Source organism: Nocardia sp. NPDC004654 (assembly GCF_040609595.1).
In the GTDB taxonomy this organism is placed as follows: Bacteria; Actinomycetota; Actinomycetes; order Mycobacteriales; family Mycobacteriaceae; genus Nocardia.
This window is the reverse complement of record NZ_JBEXKI010000008.1, coordinates 136,255-156,418: the sequence shown is the minus strand read 5'-3', so window position 1 is coordinate 156,418 and position 20,164 is coordinate 136,255. Positions and strand designations below refer to the sequence as shown.

Genomic DNA, 20,164 nt, shown 5'->3' with positions numbered 1-20,164 from the left:
CTCCGGCTACTGGTCCGTTGTCCATCAACGCATTCGGGGCTACATCCGGTGTTGTCCGCGGGGCGCGCGCACGCTGATGAGCGGCGGTAGGTGACTTCGAGCCCTTCGTCGGCCTCCCCCATGCCGCCTCTCCTGAGCGCACTGTTCGAACAGGGTCCATTCGGATCGGAATTGTAGATCCGAGTCGAAAATCGTTGTGTGCCAGATCGAATGGTTTCCACCGCCCAACCGCGCCCTGTGATGGATGATTCAAGATTTGACTACACGACGAACTGGCGAGACCCGAAACCCTCTCTGTCCGAGACGATTTGAGCTAATCGGCAGCGACTCTGCGCTGCGGGCGACTGGTCCGCAGCCAGCGATCCATCGAAAGACGCGCTCACGGTACGACTCTCGCGCAGTCTTTCGGACGCGAATCTCGAACCTCAGCAAACATCATTCGCTGAGCAATCAGCTACCAGTCGGTAACTTTGGTTAATTTTGTGCATGCCCATAGCAATTGACGCCAAACCAGGGTCGTCGTATGTTGCTCGTCACAACTTTGGCGTGATGTTGGTTGGCGGCACATATGGCGGATGATGGGTATGGCCTACGGGCCCTACTGACGCGGGCACTACGTCGGATTCAGGAGTTGGAGGCGGAGCAGCACGCGCACGAACCGATCGCCGTCGTGGGGATCGGCTGCCGGTTCCCCGGTGGAGCGCAGAGTCCGGATAGCTACTGGGACCTGGTGATATCCGGGCGCGCCGCCATCGTCGACGTGCCCCCGGATCGGTGGCCGATCACCGATACGGCGCAGCCGAGCGGGCTGCGCAGGGCCGGTTTGCTCGACGCGTCGATCGACGCCATCGACGCCGAATTCTTCGGAATCGCACCGCGGGAGGCCGCCGCGATGGATCCGCAACAACGTCTTGTGCTCGAAGTCGCTTGGGAGGCAATGGAAGACGCTGCGATTTCGCCCGGCAGCCTAGCGGCGGCCAGAACCGGCGTCTTCTTGGGCGTCAGCTGGCAGGAGTATCAGCGGACCATCACGCCGGACTGGGTGCGGTCGGTCGATGCGCACACACTCACCGGAACGATGTCGAGCATCGTTGCGGGACGGGTGGCTTATTTGCTCGGCTTGCGCGGTCCCGCCGTTGCTCTCGACACCGCCTGTTCGTCGTCCCTGGTCGCCGTGCACCAAGCGTGTCGCAGCCTGCGTTCGGGGGAGTGCGACGTCGCATTGGCCGGTGGCGTGAATTTGCTGCAGTCCGAACTGACTTCGGCGGCGCTGTCCCGGATGGGCGCGCTGTCAGCCGATGGCCGGTGCCGGCCGTTCGACGCACGAGCGAACGGGTATGTGCGCGGCGAGGGCGCGGGCGTGATTGTGCTCAAGCCGCTTTCGCGGGCGATCGCGGACGGCGATGAAATACGTGCGCTCATCCGAGGCTCGAGCGTGAACCACGATGGCCGTTCGATGGGACTGACCGCGCCGAATCCCGTGGCACAGCGGGAGTTGCTGCGTGAGGCCCTCGCCGACGCGGGTTGCGACGCGGCGCGGATCGGCTATGTCGAGACCCACGGAACAGGAACCCCACTCGGAGATCCGATCGAAATCGAAGCGCTGTCCGAGGTTCTGGGTGCGCCGCGCTCCGACAGCTCGATGTGCCTGCTCGGCTCGGTGAAGTCGCAGATCGGACATCTGGAAGCGGCCGCGGGGATCGCGGGATTGATCAAGACCGTACTGCTGTTGCAGCGGGGCCGGATCCCGCGCCAGCACGAATTCGACACGATGAACCCGCGAATCGCGCTCGACGGTACGGCATTGGCGGTGCCGACCCGCGATGTCGAGTGGCCGGAGGCGGACCGGCCGCGGCTGGCCGGTGTGAGTTCGTTCGGGTTCGCCGGGACGAACGCGCACGTGGTACTCGAGGCGGCGGCCGCGGTCGACGAAATCGGCACCACCGCTGAAACGCCTGCGGTGCTCGCTTTTTCGGCCCGGACCGCCACGGCCCTCGAGGCACTCACCGCGCGGTACGGTTCGTTGCTGGCCCGCACGGAGCTGCCGCTCACCGACATCGGCGCCACCGCGACGCTCGGGCGAGCGCACTTCGCGCACCGGCGTGCGATCGTCGCATCGACCTCGGCCGAGGCGGTGCGTGGACTCGCGGCGCCGCAAGGGCGCACCGGTTTGCCCGAAGATCGGCGAAATCCCCGGGTCGCCATGCTGTTCACCGGTCAGGGCTCGCAGTACGCGGGCATGGGGGCTCCGCTGTACCACCGTCACCCGGACTTCCGGGCGGCCGTGGATCGCTGTGACGACATCCTCGGTGTGCTGCCCGGTGGCCTGCGGCTGCGGTCGCTGCTGTTCGGAGTGAGCGACGAGGTGCTGACGCGCACCGAGTACGCCCAGCCGGCACTGTTCGCGTTCGAGTGGGCGTGCGTCGAACTGTGGGCCGCGTGGGGGATTCGCCCGGATGTGGTGCTCGGGCACAGTCTCGGCGAGCTGGTGGCGGCGACGGTGGCTGGAGCTCTCGACCTCGAAGAAGGGTTGCGGCTGGCGGCCGAGCGTGGGCGGCTGATGCAAGCGGTACCGCGGCGGGGCGCGATGGCCGCGGTGTTCGCCGCGGAGGGCGAGTTCACAGATCTGCTCGGTGAACTCGCGTCGAGCCTGTCGGTGGCGGCTGTCAACGGGCGGCGGCAGTTCGTCGTCTCGGGCACGGAGGCCGCCGTACAGCGAGTCCGAGACGTGGCTGCCGAGCGTGCCATCCGTACCGTCTCCTTGCCCGGCACGACAGCGTTCCATTCGCCAGTGCTCGACCCGATTCTCGACGACTTCGAAGCGAAGGTGGCCGAGCTGGTGACAGGGCCGTCCCGGGTCACCTCGATACCACTGGTGTCCAATGTGACCGGAAAATCGATCGAGGCCGCAGCGATGGATGCGGGGTACTGGCGCGAACACGCGCGCGCAACGGTGCGTTTCGCGGAGGGAATACAGGCGGTAGCCGACTTCGGCGTGGACGCGTACCTCGAAGTGGGGCCGCATCCGGTGCTGCTGGACTTCGGGCGACAGGTGGATCCCGAGGCGATGTGGCTGCCGAGCCAGCGGCGCTCCTCGTCCGACGACACGATGATCCTGACGAGCCTCGGCGAGATCTACTGTGCCGGAGCGGATATCAACTGGGCAGCGGTGGTACCGGAGGGGGCGCGGCGACGGAACGGACTGCCGACCTACCCGTTCGAACGGGAGCGGCTGGCGTTGCCGCTGAGTGCCGATGCGTCGACGGACACCGGGTACCTCGCCGAACATCGGTTCCAGGATCGGCCGGTAGTGCCCGCGGCATATCTGGCGTGGGCGGCACTGCGGGCTGCGGGAGCAGACCATGAGCTGGTCGATTTCCTTGTCGCACAGCCGGTTCCGCTGGAGCAGCTCGCGGCGCCGGTGGTCGACGCCACGGGCGATCGGATCGATATCAGGTTCTCCGTCGAAACCGGGAAAGCGGCGGCTGTTTCCGCGTCGGCGGTGCGCGCCGAGCCGCCGCGGCCGGAGAGCATGGACGACCTCGCCGCGGCCGAACGCGGCGACGCGGCGGAATGGGACGTCGACGAGTTCTATCGGAACTGCGCCGAGGCGGGCCTGACGTTCGGCCCCCGTTTTCGCTGGATCAGACAGCTGCGCGCCGGTGGTCATTTCATGCTGGCCGAGCTGTCTCGCCCCGTCGAGCTGGCCGGCGAACCCCAGGCGCTGCTGCCGTGTCTGCTCGACGCCGCCGTGCAAACCGGCCTCGCGTTGGTGACCCGGCAGGGAGATTCCGGCCAATTGCCGGTCGGTATCGGCAGATTGCGCGTCTACCGCACGGACGAGGTCGAGACGGCGTTGGCACTCGCCACCCGCACCGGACGAACGAATCGGGTCCGGGTCTTCGATACCGACGGCGACCTCATCTGCGATATCGAAGATGTGTGGTTCGCGAAGACCGGATTCGGTCGAACGGCGCACGATCGAGCCGTCATGCCCACCCTGATCCATCTCCCGAGCTGGGAGCGAACCATGGTCGAACCCGGTGTGGCCGCGCCGGATTCGTGGCTGATCATCGGGACCGGTGAGCAGGCCGATCGGCTGGCCGAGGCGCTTCGCGCGGCGGGTCACCCGGCCGTGGCGATCGAGCGGACGGCCGACCGGGCCGCCATCGCGGGGATGCTCGCCGATGGCGGTCGGGCGGTTGTCCATCTCGGTGACGCCGAAGCGGACGACAGCGCGATCACCGCGCGTATCGAAACCGAGCTCGCCCTCGAAGTCGTACAAGCCCTGGCCCGAAACGCGCACTACGGACCGCTGTACCTGGTCACCACCGCTGGCGTCGCGGTAGCGTCGGATGAGCGAGTGCGTCCGGCCGCGGCCGCGCTGTGCGGACTCGGGGCGGTGGTGCGTACCGAACTTCCGGAGTTGCGCTGCCGTTCGATCGATCTGCCGGATCGCGCTCGATCCGATGACCGCCGGCTCGTCGCGGAACTCCTCGCCGCTGCCGCCGATCCCGCGATCGCGCTGCGGGGACGGGATCGTTATTCGCCACGCATGGTGGCGCGCGCCGACGGAACAGGACTGGACGGTCCTGGCGCCGCGGAGCGCGACAACGGGTTGCATGCGCCGCGTCTCCCGGAGTTCCGCGGCACTACGGAACTTCACAGGACCGCAGCATATTTGATCACCGGCGGGCTCGGTGCGTTGGGTCTGCTCGCGGGCCGCGTACTCGCCGAGGCAGGTGCCGGAACAGTGGTGCTGGCGGGCAGGCATAGTCCGAATGCGCAGGCCGCGGCGGTGATCGCGGATATCGCGGCGCTCGGCACGCGGGTCGAAACGGTGCTGGTCGATGTCGCTGATCGAGAGGCGCTGTCTGCCTTGGTTTCCCGATTCGGTGGCGAGCTTCCTCGGCTTGCCGGGGTCGTGCACTGTGCCGGGGCGCTGGACGACGCGCTGTTGATCGAGCAGTCGCCCGAGCGGGTGCGCCGGGTATTCGTGGGCAAGGCGCTGGGTGCCTGGAATCTGCACGAGCTCACCGCTGCCCATTCGCTCGACCTTTTCGTGCTGTTCTCCTCGGTCAGCGCCACCGTTGGCATCGCCGGACAAGGGAACTACGCGGCCGCCAACGCCTATCTCGACGCACTCGCCCGAGTCCGGATCGCCAGTGGCCTGCCCGCCCTGAGCATTCAATGGGGGCCGTGGGCAGGCACCGGCATGGCACGCGGCCTGAACGCGGCGGCCCGCCGCGCCTGGGAGCGCCACGGCGTGGCACAGCTCGATGTCGAGGACGGGGCGCGAACCCTGAAGTCGCTGTTGGCCGTTGACGGCGTCGTAGCGGTCTACCCGTCCTCCACCCCGAGCCCGGAGCCCGACGCGACCCAGCCGGCCGAGGTCACCCGACCGATGGCGGCCACGCAAGCCGCGCACCCCCCGATGCCGGACTTCCTGACGGTGGTTCGCGCCCATGCCACCACCGCGCTGGGCCGCAAGACACCGGTCGCCGACCGCACGCCACTGCGCGAGTTCGGCCTGGATTCGATGATGGCAGTGGAACTTCGGAACACCTTGTCCTCTGAACTCGAGGTCCGGCTGCCCGCCACACTGCTCTTCGACCACCCGACTGTTGCCGCCGTCGCGGACGAAATCGCCCGGCTCGCCGCCGAACAGCCCCTGTCACGCGCAACCGCCGTGGCAGTGCACGACCTCGACCGCACCGCGACGTTCGCCGCAGCCGAAGAAGCCGAGTCCGCGACGGCGACGGATGAACCCGAGGACCGCACCACGACCGCGACCCTCGGAGCCGATCGGCGCACCGCCTGTGCGCCGCCGGAACAGGGCGGGCGGCCCGAGGTTGCGGGCCCGCGGGAGCAGGATGTCGCCGGATCGAGTGAGTACGACGACGCGATCGCGATTATCGGGATGGGATGCCGGTATCCGGGCGGGGTCCGGGCGCCCGGGGACCTATGGCGGCTGATGTCGGAGAAAGTCGACGCCGTGACCGAGGTTCCCGCGGATCGGTGGGATGTCGAGGCGTACTTCGATGCGGATCCGGATGCCGAGGGGAAGACATATACCCGGTGGGGCGGGTTTGTCGATGGTATCGAAGAGTTCGATGCCGGGTTTTTCGATATTTCGGTCGGCGAGGCGCGGATGCTCGATCCGCAGCAGCGGTTGTTGCTCGAAACATCCTGGGAAGCATTGGAGGACGCGGGGTATCCAGCAGACCGGCTGGCGGGCAGTCGTACCGGAGTGTTCGTCGGTTTGATGTCGACCGACTACGCGGAGCGGATGGCGCGGGCCGACGTGGCGCCGAATGCTTGGTTCGGCACGGGGAATCTGGCGAGTGTCGCTTCGGGGCGGCTGTCGTATTTCTTCGGCGCCAACGGTCCGAGTCTCACCATCGATACCGCGTGTTCCTCGTCGCTGGTGACCGTGCATCTGGCGGTGCAGAGCCTCCGGCGCGGGGAAAGCGATCTGGCGCTGGCGTGCGGTGCGACCGTGGTGCTGACACCCTCGCTCGACATCTACTTCGCGCGGGCGCGCGGGCTGGCCGCGGACGGGCGGTGTAAGAGTTTCGACGCCCGCGCCGACGGCGTGGTGTGGAGCGACGGCGCGGGAACGCTTGTGCTCAAACGATTGTCGGACGCGCGCCGCGATGGCGATCGGGTACTTGCCCTGGTGCGGGGCTCGGCGGTCAATTCCGATGGCCGCAGCCAGGGCTTGAGCGCGCCGAATGGGCCCGCGCAGGAAAGGGTTATCCGGGCGGCGCTGGCGGACGCGACGCTGACGGCGGCGGATATCGACTATGTCGAGACACACGGCACGGGAACGGCGCTCGGCGATCCGATCGAAGTGAACGCGCTCGCCTCGGCGCTGACCGGCGAACGGTCCGGCAGCGCACCGCTATTGATCGGCTCGGTGAAATCGAATATCGGGCACACCCAGGCCGCGGCCGGGATCGCCAACATCATCAAGGTGGTCGAGTCCATGCGACACGACCGGATTCCACCGTCCCTGCATTTTCGGTCCGGGAATCCGCACATCGATTGGGACGACATCGATGTGCGGGTCGTCGCCGAGGAACGGGCGTGGCCGCGCTCGTCACGGCCACGCCGGGCGGGGGTGAGCGCGTTCGGTATCAGCGGGACGAATGCGCACGTGGTACTCGAAGAACCCCCTGCTGTTTCGCACGCCGACACTCCCGACGATGCGGGCGAGCACCTGCTGGCCTTGTCGGCGAAGAGTGCGGACGCATTGCGTGGCCTGGCCACTCGATACCTGGATTTCCTGACCGCACACCCCGACACCGGACTCCGTGACCTCTGCGCCTCGGCGAATACCGGCCGCACGCATTTCGCCGCCCGAGTGGCGATCGTCGTCGACACCGCCGCACAACTGCGCGCGGCCCTCGAGTCGGTGGCGACCGGGAGCAGCGCCGCAGGCACGGTCGCGGACCTGGCCACCGGCCCCGGCGAGTCGGCGGTGACAGCGCGCCGGTACGTCGAAGGAGCCGATATCGATTGGCACACACTGTATTCCGAACGACCATGGCGGCGAATCGAACTGCCGACGTATCCGTTCCAGCGGAAGCGGCATTGGCTCGACCTCGGGGCCTCGCGGCCGGTCGATGACCTCGCGCCCGACGATCGGTCATTCCCGCGGTCGGTCCATGACCGCGCCCCTTCGCGCCAGGTCGACAATCCGACGCGCCCAGGGTCGGTCGATGACGTTGCGCCTGCACCGCCGGTCGGCGGGTTGTCGACCAGGGTGTTGGTGGTCGAGCCGGGGATGTTCAGTGGCCATCGGTTGCACGGTGTGCCAACGGTTCCCGCCGCTTGGGTGGGCGCGCGACTCGCCGGGATCGCGGCTGAACTGCCCGGCGCCGATCGGTGGGAGGTCACCCGGCTGAGGCTGACCTCGCCGCTCGCGGTCCGGTCCGCCGGTGCGGTCGAGGTGCGGATGGAGGCTGCGGCGAGCGGATACGAAGTGCGGTTCCTCAGTGACTCCGGCGGCGGTGAACCAACCACCTTCGCTCGGGCGGCGTTGCGGGCGATCGGCGGCGATGCGGGGTCTGTTCCGTATCGCGGCGGCGACTACGTCGACAGCGCGGAGGCTCTCGCGGTCTGGCCTTCCTACTACGACCGGGTGGCGGAGCTGGGTCTGTGGTTGGGCGAGGACTACCGGTGTGCCGCCGAGTTCCGGCGGATCAGCGCCACCGAATCCGAGACCTCGCTGCGGTCGTTCGCTACGAGCGAGTCGGGTTCGCTCGATCCGGTTCTGCTCGACGCCTGTTTGCACAGCATCGTATTGACCGCCGATCCGGACGGGCTGTTTCTGCCTGCTTCGATTGATCGAATCACGCTGTCCAGCAGTGCGATTGCCGTCGGCGACCGTCTCCGCTGCCACGTTCGGGTGACCGATCGCAGCGAGCGAGTGATCGCCGGTGACGCGATGCTGATCGACCGTGCCGGACGCACGATCGCGACGATCGGCGGCGCGTGCCTCATCGCGGCCGCGGATACCGACACCCCACGGGTGGGGCGAACCTCGGGCGTGCACGTGGAGTCCGCTGGTCCCGAGCAGGCGGCAGCCCAGGTCGATCGGCTGCTCCATCATCTCGAGTGGACACCGATCGGTGAACAGTTCTCCACGGGCCAGGACTCGGCAGGTCGATGGCTGGTGTTCAGCGACGGACCGGCGGGGGACGCCGTCGCCGCCGGGCTGTCGGCGCGGAATATCCGGACACGCGTGGTTCGCCCGGAAGATGTTCTCGGCCGAGGGCTGTCGGTCGATCCCGCCGAGGCGAACCTCGAGGAGTTCCTCGCCGGAGCACCGCTGGGTGGCATCGCCTACGCGTGGGTAACCGGTTCCGCGGCGGTCCGGGTCGGCACGGTGCTGCGACTCGCTCGCTCGCTGGACGGTGTCGGTCGCGTGCCGTCCACGCTGTGTTTGTTCACCGTGGGTGCCCAACGCGTCTCGAACTCCGACCGCCCCGACCCCGAGCAGGCATTGATGTGGGGGCTGGGGCGCGCCCTCGCCACGGAGCATCCCGAATTCGGTTGTCGGTTGGTCGATCTGGAGGCGGACCGTGCCGTCGACGTGGCGCTGGTCATCGATGGCTTGGTCAGCGGGATCGAAGACCGGGAACTCGCCGTCCGGGATGGCCGGTGGCTCGCCGCCCACCTGGTGGACGGAGTGGTGGATTCGGATGTGGCGGCCAACTACCGCCTGAGGGCCCACCGATCCGGTGATCTCGGCCGACTGCACTGGGATTCGACCGCCCGTCCCGCGCCAGAGGCGGGCGAAGTGGAAATCGCGGTCGAAGCCACCGGTCTGAACGCCCGTGACCTATGGCTGGCGTTGGGCACTCACCCGGACGCCCCCGCGCCGCTCGGCTTGGAATGCTCGGGCTATGTCACCGCGCTGGGTGACGGCGTCACCGAATTCCGCGTCGGTGATCGGGTGGTGGCATTGGCGAGTGGCAGTTTCGCGCGCTACGTCACGGTGGACCACCGGCTGGTGGCTCCGCTGCCCGAGGGGATGACGTTCACCGAAGGCGCGAGCATCCCGGCCGCGTTCGTTACCGCGTGGTACGGACTGTTCGAGGTGGCGGGTCTGCGCGCGGGCGAACACGTGCTGGTGCACGCTCCCGCGGACGGAATCGGCATGGCGGCGGTGCGGTTGGCCGCGTGGGCGGGTGCGCACGTGCTCGGCACCCGCGCCCTCGGTCGATGGGCGGCGGGCGTCGGACTCGATATCCCGCAGGTCGACACCTGGCGCGTGCACGGCCTCGCCGACCAACTCCACGCGCTCACCGACGGCCGGGGAGCCGATATCGTCCTCAACGCGATCGCCGGTGAGTTCACCACGCGTGCCGCGGAAATCGTCGGCCCGCGCGGCCGATTCATCGACATCGATGATCCAGGTCAGTCTCGGCGAGAGCACGGGGGACCGGCCGGGCACGGCATCGATTACCGAGTGGTCGACCCGGCTTCGGCCGGTCCGGAACGTCTGGGCACGATCTTGCGCACGGTGCTGGAACTGCTCGGCAACGGTACGTTGGCCGCCTGGCAACCGGCGGTGCACGAGGCGGACGACGCGGAGACCGCGTTCAGTGCCATGTGGCAGCGTCATCACGCGAGCCCGATTGTGCTGCGAGGCAAGACCACCCATCAGGCTACCGACGGCGCCCGAACTGTCGTGGGCACCGGCACCTACCTGGTCACGGGGGGATTCGGCGGACTCGGCGCGGCAGCGGCACGGTGGCTCGCCGCACACGGGGCGCGCACGCTGCTGCTGGTCGGCAGGCGCGGACCGGACGACGCGGGTGAACGGCTCATGGCTTCGCTGCGTGCCGACGGCGTTCGCGTGGTGTCCCGTCGAGTCGACGTCGCGCACCGGGAAGCGGTGGCCGAGCTGCTGGCCGAGATCGATGAATCGGGGTTGCCACCGCTGCGTGGCGTTGTCCATTGCGCGGGCGTGCTCGACGACGGTGTCGCCACCGAATTGTCCTGGCCTCGTTTCCAGGCCGTCCTCGGACCGAAATACCTTGCGGCCCGACACCTGGACGAGTTGACACGCGGCATGGAACTGGACCTGTTCATCACCTATTCGTCGGTCGCGGGTTGGCTCGGCACTCCGGGGCAAGCGAACTATGCCGCCGCCAACGCGGCACTGGACGCATTGGCGTGGCGGCGGCGCGCCGACGGGCTGCCCGCGCTGAGCATCGCGTGGGGACCCTTTGCCGATGTCGGGATGGCCGCGGGGCGACCCGAGCTCACGCGGCGACTCGATCGACGGGGGCTGCCGCCGCTGCGTGCGACGGACGCCACCGCGGCGTTGGACCGATTGCTGACGGTCGACAGTCCTTGTCCCGGCGTCTTCGATTTCGCGGCCGATCGTTGGTACCGCGCTTATCCGGGCCGCGGTACAGCCATGGAAGCGAAACGGGAGTCGATGCGAGACACGCAACCTACCGGTGCTGATACCACTTCGCGGCAGACGGCGGGGCGGAGTCCTTCGGGAAGCATTGATACTCAGAGCGATACGGCTCCCTGGATAGCGGTTGTGCAGCGAGTCGCGATGCGCGTACTCGATCGGACCACCGAAATCGATCCCGATATGCCGTTGCACGACATCGGAGTCGACTCGCTCACCGGGATGGAGTTGCGCGCCGCGTTGGCAGCTGAGATCGGCGCACCTCTACCCGTCGGACTCGTCTTCGATTATCCGACCGTGCGCGATATCGTGAAGTTGTTGCAGCACAAAGATACTGACTACCGGGTCGATCACTCCAACGGTGCGGGTCAGGCGGACCATTCGGACCGTGCGGATCATCTCGACCGCCCGAAGAGCGAATACCGGCTCAACGACTCCAACGGTGCGGGTCAGCTCGATCATTCGGACCGTGCAGGTCACCCCGAACGCCCGAAGAGCGGTTACCGGGTCGCGAGCGCCGTCCGTCGCGACCGAGACGCCCCTGACGCCGCGCGCATCGGCGAGGAGGACGACGACCCGATCGTTATCGTCGGCATGGCCTGCCGGTTCCCGGGCGGCGTCCGTACCCCGGAGGAGTTCTGGGACATGCTGTGGGCGGGCCGGGACGCGATCACCGAGGTGCCGCCGCAGCGGTGGGACGTCGACGCCTTCTACGATCCGGACCCCGCCGCCCTCGGCACGATGTACACGCGGTGGGGTGGATTCGTCGACGGCGCCGACGAATTCGATCCCGCCTTCTTCGGCATCGGCGCGGCCGAGGCCAGGGCCATGGATCCACAGCAGCGGCTGCTCCTGGAAACGAGCTGGGAGGCGCTGGAGCGGTCCGGACGGGCGCCGGGAAGTTTGGCGGGCAGCCGGACCGGTGTGTTCGTCGGCTTGTGCTTCAGTGAGTACGCCGGAACACCGACACAGGCAACGGATCCGGTCTCGATCGGCGCCTACTCGGTGATCGGTTCGGCGCCGAGCGTCGCAGCCGGGCGGGTGGCCTACGCGCTCGGGTTGCAGGGTCCGGCGGTCACCCTCGACACGGCGTGCTCCTCGTCGCTGGTCGCCGTGCAGTCGGCGTGGGACGGCCTGCGGGCGGGGCGCTGCGATCTGGCACTGGTTGGCGGCGTCAATCTGCAGCTGGCCCCGGAGACCACGATCGGGTTCTGCCGTCTCGCGTCGTTGTCGCCCGACGGCCGTTCGCGGGCATTCGACGCCGATGCCAATGGCTATGTCCGCGCGGACGGTTGCGGTGTCCTGGTGCTGACGCGGCTGTCCGCGGCCCGCAAGCACGGCGACCGGGTGCTCGCGGTTGTTCATGGCATCGGGGTGAATCATGACGGCCGGTCCAATGGGCTCACCGCGCCCAACGGACGGGCCCAGCAGCGGGTCATCCGCGAGGCCCTGGCGCAGGCCGGAATTCGACCCGATGAGGTCGACTACGTGGAAGCTCACGGCACCGGCACACCATTGGGTGATCCGATCGAGGCGACGGCGCTTGCCGAGGTCTACGGCGAGAACCGCGCCGCGCCATTGCTGATCGGTTCGGTCAAGACCAACATCGGGCACACCGAAGCGGCGGCCGGTGTCGCAGGTGTGATCAAGGCCGTGCTGATGATGCAGCACGCGAAGATCCCGCCGAGCCTGCATTTCCACACGCCGAATCCGCTGATCGACTGGTCGGCGCTGCCGCTGGAGGTTGTGCGGGAGCCCCGTGCGTGGCCGGAGACCGGTCATGGCCGCACGGTCGGTATCAGCTCGTTCGGAATGAGCGGTACCAACGCACACCTCATTCTGCGGCAGCCCGCACCGGAATCGGCTCGTACCCCGTCTGATTCGGCGCCGCAGGTACTGGTGCTGTCGGCACGTGACGACGTCGCACTGGTCGAGTCGGCGAAGCGCTGGGCGGACCGGTTGGGTGGGAGCGGTGGCGAGCTAGCCGATTTCGCTTACACGGCCGCGAGCGGGCGCACCCACTTTGAGGAGCGCCTGGCGGTGGTCGCCGAGACGGCGGACGCCGCCGCCGCTCGATTGCGCGCTGCGGCAGCGGATATGCGGTCCGCGGTGCGCGGCCGGGTCGAGCGGACCGCGGCCGCACCGAAGGTCGCACTGCTGTTCACCGGGCAGGGATCGCAATATCCGGGTATGGCCCGGGGGTTGTTCGAGTCCGAACCGGTGTTCCGGCGGGCGCTGCGGCACTGCGATGATGTCCTGGGGCCGATCGCGGACGGTATCGGACTTCTCGATGCCTTGTACGCCGACCGTGGGTCCGCGGAGGTCCTCAGCCGGACTGTGTTCACCCAGCCGGTGCTGTTCGCGGTGGAGTGGGCGCTGTGGGAGATGTGGCGCGACTGGGGGATTACGCCCGCCGCGGTGCTCGGCCACAGTGTCGGCGAATATGTGGCCGCGTGCGCGGCAGGGGCGATGCAGGTAGACGATGCGCTGCGGTTGATCGCCGTCCGCGGCAGACTGATGCAGAGCCTGCCGGATGGCGGCGCGATGCTGGCGGTCGAGGCCGATCCGGCGACGATCGCCCGGCTGCTCGAACGCTACGAGCCCGCGGTGGCGATCGCCGGATTCAACAGCCCGACTCAGATCGTCGTCGCCGGACCGCGCCGCGCACTCGAACTGCTGCGCGATGATGTGGCAGCAGCGGGAATTCGCGCGAGCGCCCTCGATGTGTCGCATGCGTTCCATTCACCGCTGATGGACCCGATTCTCGACGATCTGGCCGACGCCGCCCGGCGCATCGTGTGGCGGGACCCCGCGATCCCGCTGATCTCGAATGTCACCGGCGCGCCTTTGTGCGTCGGAGAGCTCACCGCAGAGTACTGGGCGACACATGCTCGGCAGCCGGTTCGCTTCGCCGAGGGAATGCGGGCCCTCGCGGAACTCGGTATCGGCGTATTCCTCGAAATAGGGCCGCAGCCGACACTTTCCACGCTGGGCGGTCGTGCGATCGAGAGCACCGCGAGGTTTGTCGCAGCACTGCGTCGCGGCCGCGACGACCGGGAGATGACGGCGAATGCGCTGGCGCAGCTCTATGTCGGCGGGGTGACCATCGATTGGGAACGCGTGCACCGGCCGCACGCACGGCGACGGATACTCGCTCCGACCTACCCTTTCCAGCGGCAGCGCTACTGGGCCGATCAGCCGCAGAGGACGCGGGCGCTCGGCTCGGACGAACACGACGCGACCACACACCGCCCCGGAGATGCCGGTCTTCGATCGACCGCTACCGCGCAGGCAGCAGGAGTGAACACGCCCCTTCCCTACGTCCCGCGTCGTCTCGATTTGCCGGGGGATTCCACGCATTTCGCCCTGACCCTCGCCCCAGCCGCACCGCACTATCTGGCCGATCACGTGGTCGATCGCGATGTGGTGGTTCCCGCCGCTTGGTTCGTCGCCACCATCGTGGCGACGGCGCGGGAGGCGACCGGCGCCGAGGTCGTCGCGATCGAGGATCTCGTGATCGCCAGCGGTCTGACGATCACGAAGGACCATCCCGTTCAGGTGCGGTTCGCGCCCGATCCCGATGGTCTCGCCGTGGAGGTCGCGAGCCGAACGGCGGACGGCTGGCGCACCCACGCCCGTGCGCAGGTCAGCGCCGCCGCCATCCGAACCGCCGCCGAAGTCACCCTCGCTGATCTGCTGAAGCGTTGCGCCGCACGGCAATCCGCCGACGACTTCTATCGGATGCTCGCCGCGGCTGGTCTGCACTACGGTCCCGCGTTCCGGCGCGTCGTCGAGGTCCGGACCGGTGATCGAGAAGCCGTGGTCAGGCTGTCGGATCCCGATACCGATCCCGGCGCCGACATGGTGCATCCTGCCGTGCTCGATGCGGCCTTCCAGGCGACCTATGCCGCGATGGCGCCGCAGACGGGGGAGCGGCACACCTGGGTGCCCCTTGCCATCGATCGGGTGAGCGTTGGAGCCGTGGGTGGGCGAGTCCGATTCGGCCAGGTGCGCGTCCTCGAGCAGACGCCACAGCTGTGTGTCGCCGAGGTTCGACTGCTCGACGAGGAGGGTGCTCCGGTGCTGATCGCGGACGGTCTGCGAGTGATGCGGATGGCCACCGAAAGTACGCGCGGCGACGCGGCGCTCCGGGACGTCTACCGGATGGCCTGGCAGGACGCCGGGCCGGTCGCATCCGGCGCCGCGGTGGGCCGCTGGCTCGTCGTCGGCGCCGCGGACGGACCGGGCGACGCTATCGCGGCTCGCCTGCGGGCCTCGGGCGCGCAATGCGCGGTGGCGCGGCCCGGCAGCGGGTTCGGGTTCCGCGCGGACGACGAGTTCGACGTGGACCTCGGGGTACCGGCGGCGGTGCGGGCCTTGCTCGGTGCGGCAGGGGACGGGCGGACGCCGCTGCGCGGCATCGTCTACACGACACCGGTGGTCGAGACCGATGCCGCGACGCCGGATCGGGCTCAGCAGGCGGTCGTCGGCGCACTGCACCTCGTGCAGGCCGCGGCCCGCACCGGCGAAGCCGCGGTGTGGTTCCTCACCCGCAACGGGCAGCGAGTGGACACGTCCGATCGGGTCGCGCCGGACCAAGCCGCAGTCTGGGGCTTTGCCCGGAGCGCGCAACTAGAGCACCATGAAATCGGCTGCCGGATCATCGATCTCGACGAACAATCGGCAGCGGACGCGGACGCCGTCGTCGCCGAAATACTCGCGACGGCACCGCACCGGCAACTCGCGCTGCGTGGCGGAAGGCGGCTGCTGCCGCGGCTTGTTCCGGCACAGCGACACCGACCGGGACGGGACGATTTCCTCGACGCGGCCACCGCGCAGACGGTGCTGATCACCGGGGGACTGGGCGGAATCGGCCGGGCCTTGGCCCGCTGGCTGGTCGACCGCGGCACGCGCAGCCTGGTCCTGGCCGGTCGGGGCGCACCGGACGCCACGGCGATCCAGCTGATCACCGAGCTCAGGGCACGTGGCGCGCGTGTCGAAGTCCGCGCCCTCGACGTGGCCGACCGTGCCGCGGTAGCGGCCACACTGGACTGGATCGACCGTGAACTCCCACCGCTGGCCGGCGTGGTTCACCTGGCGGGTGTGCTCGATGACGGGGTGATCGCCGAGCAGACCGCGACGCGACTGGGCCGGGTGTTCGCGCCGAAACTGCACGGCGCCTGGCATCTGCACGAGCTGACCGCACCGCGCGCACTGCGGTTCTTCCTGCTGTTCTCCTCGGCGTCGGCGGTGGTCGGCCTGCCCGGCCAATCGAGTTACAGTGCGGCCAACGCGTTCCTGGACGGGTTGGCCGAGCTGCGCCGCGCCGCAGGCCTACCCGCGCTGTCGATCGCCTGGGGCCCTTGGGCCGGAACCGGCATGGTCGACCGGCTCGGCGATGGCGATGTGCAACGCCTGTCCCGCCGTGGCTACCAGCTGCTTTCCGATCGACGTGCGCTCGAAATCCTCTCGCACACCATAGATTCGGACAGTGGTGCGCTCACGGCGCTGCCGCTCGACCTGTCCACCCTGCACCGGTCCGGCGTCGAGCCGCCCGACGTGCTGGCGGGTCTCGCCGGTGGCGACACACTGCCGCCCGGCCCGTCTTCCGTCGCGGTGCAGCGCCCGCCCACCCAGGATCGAACCGATGTCGATACCGAGATGGCGGCACTGGTCCGGCGCTGTGTCGGCCTTGCCCCCGATGCCGACCTCGATCGTCCACTGCACGAACTCGGCCTGGATTCCGTCGCGGCCATCGAGATCCGGGACGAGCTGTCCCGCTCCGTCGGGCATCGCCTGCCCGCCACACTGGCTTTCGAATACCCGACCCCGCGCGCGGTCATCGATTTGCTCGTGCAATTGGGCCCCGCGGGCCGACAGCCGGATTCGCGGCACCGCGACTCGTCGACGGCGAGTTCGCAGGCAGGGCAGGCCCGGGATGCGATTTCGCGACCACCACAGCGCGACGTTCCCGCGGAGACTTTCGGCCCCGGCGCGCCCGCATCGAACGGTGTCCGGCATGGGGAAGATCGGGCGGCGGGTCTCGCACACGACGAGAACGGTGCGTATGCGGCCGCGAGGAGTGACGTGGATTCGGAAACGGTTCGGGTAGGCGGTCTCTCGTTCTCCGCGCCGTCCCGGCGGGAGCACCCGAGCGATGGCGTCGGGGACATCGCCATCGTGGGTGTGAGCGGCCGGTATCCGGGGGCGGACGGGTTGGACGAGTACTGGCGGGTGCTGCTCGAGGGACGCGACTGCATTACCGAGATTCCGCGGCAGCGGTGGGATCATTCGCGGTACTTCGTCCCCGACCGGCACAACCCGCATACCTCCTACACCAAGTGGGGCGGGTTCCTCGACGATGTCGATTGTTTCGATCCGCTCTTCTTCGCGATCTCGCCGCGCGAGGCGGAGGTGATGGATCCGCAGGAGCGGCTGTTCCTGCAAACTGCCTGGGCCGCTTTGGAAGACGCGGGGCATTCGAGGGCGGATCTGGCGCGGGGCGGGTTGCGTCCCGAGGAGGCCGGGGTGTTCGTCGGCATCATGTGGGGCACGTACCAGATGTTCGGCGCGGAGGAATCGCGGCTGGGACGCGGGACCTTGCCCGCGTCGACCTTCTGGAGCGTCGCCAACCGGGTGTCACACGCGCTCGATTTCCAGGGGCCGAGCATGGCGGTGGACACCGCCTGTTCGTCGTCGCTGACCGCGCTGCACCTGGCCTGCCAGAGTCTTCGGACCGGGGAGTGCCGGTTGGCCGTGGTCGGCGGGGTGAACCTGTCGCTGCACCCGTACAAGTTCGTGGCGTTGAGCCAGGGGCAGTTCGCCTCGACCGACGGGCGCTGCCGTTCCTTCGGGGCGGGCGGCGACGGGTATGTGGCCGGTGAGGGTGTCGGCGCGCTGGTGCTGCGGCCGCTGGCCGACGCCGAGGCCGACGGCGACACCATCCACGCGGTCATCAAGGGCACCGCGGTGAACCATGGCGGCCGGGTGAACGGCTTCACGGTGCCCAACCCGACGGTGCAGGCGGCGGTGATCCGTTCGGCGTTGCGCAACGGCGGCGTCGATCCGGAGTCCGTGTCCTACATCGAGGCGCACGGCACCGGGACCGCCCTCGGCGACCCGATCGAAATCGCGGGTCTGACAAAGGTATTCGGTGGTACCGGGCGGGCCGAGCTGCCCATCGGCTCGGTGAAGTCCAACGTCGGGCATCTGGAAGCCGCGGCAGGCGTGGCGGCATTGACCAAGGTGCTGCTCCAGCTGCGCCACGAGACCATCGTGCCTTCACTGCACGCGACCCCACCCAACCCGAACATCGACTTCGCTAGCACTTCGTTCCGGATTCCCGATCGACCGCTGCCGTGGCCGTCCGGTGGTCCCGGGCAGCCGCGACGAGCGACGATCAGCTCATTCGGCGCCGGGGGATCCAATGCGAATGTCGTGCTCGAGGAGTATGTGGATCAGCGGCCCGCCACCCGGTGGTACGGCGATCAAGTCGTGCCCGTGTCGGCCAGGGACACCGAGCGCCTCACCGAATACGTTGCCGCACTGGACCGTTTCCTCTCCACCCGGCAACCGAACCTGGCCGACCTGGCGTACACCATGCAGGTCGGCAGGCTGACGGGCACCGCACGGACCGCGTTCACAGCCCGCGATCTCGACGAGCTCCGCGCGGCGGTCCGCGCCTGGGTCGAGGACGCGCCCGGCGCACGCGGTACGGCGCGTGCGGCCGCGGACGACCGCGTCGCGGGCTGGCTCGACGGCCGCGAGATCGATTGGGAGACCGTGCGCGAGAACGGACCCCATCGCCGCATCCCCCTGCCGACCTACCCGTTCGCCCGCGAACGCTACTGGATCCCCGACGTAGCGGCCGCAGACGAGGGCTCGGCCGCGGTCCTGGAAACGGGCACCCCTCGCGAGCAGCAGCGCGCACTGGCGCCCGTGTGGCAGCCCGCGGAACCCGACCGCGGTGATGTACGCGACCGTCGGCCATTGGTCCTGTACGACGCCGAGACACCCGCATCCCTGGTCGAGACGCTCATGGCGACGTTCGGCGATCCGCAGCGTCTGATCCGGGTCACCGATGCCCCACATGGCGATGGCCTCGCCCGCGCCGACTTCGCCGCGGGCGCCCAGCTCGGCCGTGCACTGGTGGCGCGATACCCGGACACCGACAGCGTGATCGATCTCTGCGACCTCGTCCCGCTGCCTTCGGGACACCGGCCGACGACGGATCTCGGCCGAATGGGCTTGTACCAGGCGGTGATCGACGCCCGAGCGGGCGCCCTGATCCTGCTGCACATGGCAGCGGGGCACCCGGGCATCGACGGTCCGGAGTGCACGCCGCTCGCAGGATTGGTCGCGGCCCTCGCCGACGAGATCGGTGACGTGCACACCCGAACTGTGCATCTGGTGGACCACCGTGCCACTGTCTGCGCGGATCCGAAGTCGCTGATCGAGATCCTGGGTGCGGAATGCGCGTCGGTCGGTGATGGTGCTCCGCGCGTGCGGTACCTGGCGGGGCGGCGCGAGACCATCGGGCTCGAATCGGTGACGCCGCGCCCCGGACTCGTCGTGGATCCCGCACGCACCTATGTCGTGACCGGCGGAACCCGCGGCTTGGGCGCGGAGTTCGCGGCCATGCTCGTAGAACGCGGCGCCCGGCGGCTGGTCGTCCTCGGACGGGAGCCGCTGCCGCCCGAATCCGAATGGTCTCGGCTGGCCGGCACCGACGGCCCGCAGGCGGAAAAAGCGCGGCGGCTGGCCGCGCTGCGCGACCGAGGCGTCGCGATACGCACCTATTTCGGCAGCCTCACCGACGAGGCGGCACTGGCCCGATTCTTCGCGGAGGTCCGGCGCGAGCTGGGCCCGATCGGCGGGGTATTGCATTGCGCGGGAAGTGTTTCCGCGGAGAGTCCCGCGTTCGTCCGCAAGACCGCGCCTGCGGTCGCGGACGTACTGGCGCCGAAGATCTCCGGAACGGAGGTGCTGGCGGAGGTGCTCGCCGTGGATCGGCCGGACTTCTTCGTGCTGTTCTCCTCGGTCTCGGCCGTCCTGCCCGGCCTCGCGGTCGGGTTGTCGGACTATGCCATGGCCAACGCACACCTGGACCGGTTCGCCGAGGCCCAGCACGCCAAGGGAAGGACATGGTTCCGTTCGATCCAGTGGCCGTCCTTCCGCGGCACCGGGTTCGGTGAGGTGACGACGTCGGCGTACCGGTCGACCGGG

Annotated in this window: 1 protein-coding gene (cut by a window edge); it reads left to right on the top strand. The window is 68.9% G+C overall.

Annotated elements, in window-relative coordinates; translation table 11 throughout:
• Window positions 1–631 precede the first annotated feature (631 nt).
• Window positions 632–20,164: the 5' portion of an SDR family NAD(P)-dependent oxidoreductase gene (locus tag ABZV58_RS26035; RefSeq protein ID WP_355002777.1), read on the top strand. 2,016 nt of this gene lie beyond the right edge of the window; 19,533 of the gene's 21,549 nt are visible here — the first part of the coding sequence; the start codon lies at window positions 632–634; the stop codon falls past the right edge of the window.